At 63.1% G+C, this 4,470-nt stretch carries 6 protein-coding genes; all 6 read left to right on the top strand.

Going from position 1 to position 4,470, the window contains the following annotated elements:
* Positions 1–100: 100 nt before the first annotated feature.
* Complete coding sequence (locus tag NCR35_RS29605; RefSeq protein ID WP_029672570.1) at positions 101–631, top strand: hypothetical protein; 531 nt, start codon at positions 101–103, stop codon at positions 629–631.
* A complete protein-coding gene (locus tag NCR35_RS29610; protein WP_029672569.1) occupies positions 621–1,295 on the top strand; it encodes a hypothetical protein in 675 nt (224 codons plus the stop codon). The genes NCR35_RS29605 and NCR35_RS29610 overlap by 11 nt, the downstream gene beginning before the upstream one ends.
* A gap of 50 nt (positions 1,296–1,345) precedes the next feature.
* Positions 1,346–1,567 carry a hypothetical protein gene (locus tag NCR35_RS29615; protein WP_029672568.1) on the top strand — a complete coding sequence of 74 codons (222 nt, stop codon included), beginning with the start codon at positions 1,346–1,348 and terminating at the stop codon, positions 1,565–1,567.
* A 510-nt stretch (positions 1,568–2,077) separates the two neighbouring features.
* Positions 2,078–2,581, top strand: coding sequence for a hypothetical protein (locus NCR35_RS29620; RefSeq protein WP_029672567.1), 504 nt, complete (start codon positions 2,078–2,080; stop codon positions 2,579–2,581).
* Positions 2,578–3,111 (top strand): hypothetical protein, encoded by a 534-nt coding sequence (locus NCR35_RS29625; RefSeq protein WP_029672566.1) that lies wholly within the window; start codon positions 2,578–2,580, stop codon positions 3,109–3,111. The genes NCR35_RS29620 and NCR35_RS29625 overlap by 4 nt, the downstream gene beginning before the upstream one ends.
* Positions 3,112–3,559: 448 nt before the next feature.
* Positions 3,560–4,090 carry a hypothetical protein gene (locus NCR35_RS29630; protein ID WP_029672564.1) on the top strand — a complete coding sequence of 177 codons (531 nt, stop codon included), beginning with the start codon at positions 3,560–3,562 and terminating at the stop codon, positions 4,088–4,090.
* The last annotated feature ends 380 nt before the right edge of the window (positions 4,091–4,470 follow it).

The following is a 4,470-nucleotide window of genomic DNA, read 5'->3' on the forward strand; positions in this document are numbered from 1 at the left end:
CAGCTGCGAAGCGCAGCCCGCCAACTCGGCAGAACAACTTTTACGCCGGGACTCGGAATCTAGGGTCCCGGTCAGCTAATTCATTGAACAGGAGCGCAGGATGGACTTCGATAAGTATCGCAAGCAATTTCCGGCCACCCGCAGCTTTCAGCGCTTTACGAGCGAGCAGCGCGCGAACCACGCTGCGAGCCACCGCCTGACCCCGGGCCAGCGTCAAGCTACAGGTGAGCACTACTACACGCACGTGCACGCGCCCGGGCTGGCATTTGGCACGCGCACGCAAGCCGAACGTGCAGGTTTCGAGCGACATCGAAATGAGGATCGAGCCACAGCAACGGACGCGGCAACCCCTCCTATCCACCTGACCTATACGGGGCCGCTGGCAGGGACCACGCTTTGTGGTGCGCCCCGCGGCGACGGCAAGGCACATCACGCGGTTTATGCACCAGTGCAGGTGCCCGCCTACCGGAACCAGTGCTGCCGAGCTTGTCTGGTCACTTTTGCGAAGGCATGGGCAGGGTCTCGCGACAAGCCGGTCTGGGTGACAGAGGCTCTTTCCGCCGAGCCCGACACCGACACGCCTGAGCAGTTTTCCCTCTTTTCTTCCAACGGAGATTCGCATGCAAACTGAACTGGACCTCGCGCCCGCGTCTATCGCTCACTCTGCGATTGATAGCGCACGCCGGACATCAGCCGCCACTGCGCGTGTTGAACGTGTGTTCGCGGCGATGAGCCGAATCATCGACGCGGCGGACAGCCGGCTGCAGCATTACCGTCAGGATTTCTACAAGTACGATCGGGCTTACCTCGAACGAACCAGCGCAAGCGGTACGTACGGCTGGATCGTCCGGGACACTGGGACGCACCTCGTCCAACTCGGACGGCATCCGAAGATGCACGAAGAGCTTGCTGCGGCGCTCAACATTACGGACAACCTCGACTGCTACCTGGTCGACGCGCGGCTTGCGACCGTCACGCAGGTGGATGTGGCTCGAATGCGTGAGCGGATGGGCCAGATGCAGTACACGGTCACCAACGGCGCCGTGATGCGTGGCGAGATCCGTATCGCGTCCATTGACGTTCAGATGACGCCGTGGAGTCACGGCGAATCGCCGAAAGGCATCGTTTGTCTGGAGTCGGCGGGCTCGACACTCAATGCCGACGACCTTATCGCTCTCGTTCAGATTGCGGAATGCGAAGTCGTGCGGAAATCGCAGTCGCTATTCACGGGAACGCGGTCGGTCACTCTCGACGGAAAGGACCTGCATGAGCTGATCGCACAGAGCGCTGGCTAGCACTCGTGCGGAACGGCGCCCGCACCGGCGGGCGCGTTGAACGAATCACAATGAGGACGATGATGGACAGGGCTATCACATCTGACGACGTGCGCGAACTGTTGGCGGCAGGGTACGCGATTGTTGAAGACAACTCGTGCGCCGAGGTGTCGCATGTGACGGTTGCCGATCCGGTGATTTGCCTGTCCGGAGGCAGGCGTTGGACAGAGACGAAGGACATCACACTGCGCACCCGCGCGCAGGTGTCGCGATTCCTGATCGCACGGTCATAACCAGCCAGTCAGCTTCGCGTCGACGGCGCTGCACGTATCCAGCCGGGCCGGGGCAAGCAGCGTTCTCCCGGCGCTGCCGGTCACGCTGCTTGCCAAGCCTCCCGTCCCGGTGAAAAAACGCAGTGACCGCTCCAGGGCTCCGCCCGGCGCGGGCCGCCCAATCCAGTCGCTGCGCTTCGCTACGCGAAAGGGCGCTACCCGCGCGGGCCTTTCGCGCGATCGCACTCACGGCGTTACGCGCCGTTCCCCGTCATCGCCCACCACTGCGACCGTAGCCATCGTCGGCCTGGCGTCAAGGCGTGCGGGGCCGTGTCAGTCGCTTCGCTCCATCCCGCACCTTCCCCGCACTTGCTTCCTTGACACCCGTCCTCCTCAGGCTCCTTGGGTCGCAGGGCGATGAACTCAGGGGAACGGCGGCAACGCTGCAACCCGGTCCAGCGTCCGCCGAAAGGAAACCCTACGAAGGGCTCTGAATCTTGGGGCCCGGTCAGCAAATCAAGGAGCCATGCCATGACCCGACGCGACACGAAATCCCCACTCCACGCCCTGCTTTATATCGAGCAGGGTCAAGGGGTCACCGAAATCGTTGCAGAAATCCAGCGCGCTGTCGTCAGTGCGACTGGATACGAGTTTACGGGCGCAATCGAAATGCGTGCGTTCGTGAATCGGGAACACGCAGCGACTTTCGGTCAGCGTGTCGTGTTGAATAGCGTCAGCGCCGAACTGGACGAGCTTCGCGCTGCTGTGCGCAAGATGGAACGCATGCGCGACCGGATGCGCAGGATCGACAAGGAGCTTGGCGATGCCTCGACGTTTGCCGAGTACGTGCGGCGCGGCTTGCGTGCGGCGGGAGTCGGCATCGTGCATATCGCGCGTGACGCCGCCGGGCGGCCCCGCAATGCGTCGAACTACATCACCGTGCGCGCCGACGACGGCGCATCGGTTCTGGAAGCCGCCGGTCGCCTCGAAGCGATCGCGCTGATGCTCTTTGGCCGTCGCGTGGAGGCAGCATGAAAGCCCAACTGGTTGAGCGCTGGGAAGGCGGCGGCAAGCACGGTCACTACCAGATCGACGTCGAGCGTTTCGAGTCACGCCCGGGTCAGGCATTTTTCAACATCCGCAAATCCCGTTGCGGCCGCGCATACGACACCGCGCTAGCGCGCACCCCGGCCGAGGCACGGCAGCGCATCCAGCACACCGTCGAGTGGGGACTGGCCGTGGGGCCGACGCAATACAAGCGGACTTTCCGCGATGCAAGCCTTGCGCCGGTTGACCGGGACGCCGATCCCGTACTGGCGGCGCAGCCAAACCCGCATGAACAGGCCGCGAAGATCGGGCTCTTTCTGGTCAACCGGACTGGACGGTGCGATGGTCAATGGCGCGGAAAACTGCTAGCCAATGAACAGCGCGCGCTGCTGGGCCGGTATTTCGGGCGCGGGACGCTGATTATCGACGGCGCTCGCGAGCGCGTCCGGTATCAGGCCGAACGTCTCTTCGGCGCGGGACCTGACACGAAGGCCGACCTTGCATGGGCGGACCTGTAAGAGCCACCAGACGGGCACCAGAGCCGGTGCCCGCGACCAACTATCAAGACCATGAACAAAGCAAATTCGTATCACGTGGCCTTACCGGGCAAGTGGCCGCTTCACACGCTGGAACCCGTCCGAAGCGCCCAGATCCGCGTGATGCTGAACACCATCGTGACCGACGCGCCAAGTGTCTGGCGTCGCGCTCCTCGCAGAACGTGGAGCGACATTAGTCGCCTCGTGCTGAGCCAACTGATGACGCTGGATCGGTGTATCCGGAGGCTGGAATACTGGAATCGCCGCTACGACAAATGGCGGTGCGTTTCTTCGCCGTCAATGCCGATCCGGCAATCATTGGTTTCGGTCGGAGAGCCGGTGATGCGCCGTCACCCGCCGTTACTCGCCTTGCGCAAGCACTGCGCGGCACCCAGCGTTCCAATCAGCACACCGTTCAACAGGTGCAGCGATGAGCCAATACACGATTTCCAGACTCAAGACGTTCGATGGGATGCAGGGGCAGGGCTTCAGTCTCACCCTGTTACGCGACGGTAAGACGGTGGCGGAAGTCATCAACAACGCGCGCGGTGGCGCTTTCATTTTCCGCTGGGTCGATATTGGCGCGCGCGCAATCGTCAAGACGGTCGACTTTAGGGACGAACCGTGCGAGTTTGGCGGCACCGTCGAGGAAGCCGCGTTTCACGCATACGTCCTGACGCTGCCGAAGTACAAGCAGGACGAACGACTTGCCTGCCTAACGCCCGACATGGTCGTTGACCAATTGGTGAACGCTGTCCGGTGCGAGCGGCGTCTCAATCGGGCGTTCAAGACAAAAATCGTTTTCATCGAAGCAGGCATCCCGTACACCTATCCGGTTCGTGCTGGTCAGAATGTCGAGCTGGTCATGGGTGCGGTGAAGAAGCATTACCCCAATGCGGTAATGCTCAATCCACTTCCTATCGAAGAGGCGCTTCCGCTCGCGATACGTGCAGGATTTTGAATCCGACCAACGCTCGTACAAGCCCGCCTCTGGCGGGTTTGTTTCTTTGTGGCTTCAACGCGCATCCAGCCGTGCCGCTGCATCCTGCGCGCCGGTCCGCTGCGCAGCCCGTCACGCAAGCTGCGATCTCGCGGCCCGGTGACCGGACGACTCCGCTCTTGGGGCCACGCCGCGTCCGCGGACTTGCCCCGGCGCGAGCCATCCCCTCCAGCCTCGCAGCGCTCCTGACGTCGCGCCGCTCGGATAGCGCGCTCGCCGCGCGGGGCGTCCTGCCTCGTGCGTGAGCTGCTGCTGCCGACACCTACCGTTCCCCTGGTTCGCCGTCCAGTTCCCGCGACCTTAGCTCAGGCCTTTGCCGCGTCAAGGCGCGCGGGGCCGTG

This window comes from Caballeronia sp. AZ10_KS36, assembly GCF_023631105.1.
GTDB lineage: Bacteria > Pseudomonadota > Gammaproteobacteria > Burkholderiales > Burkholderiaceae > Caballeronia.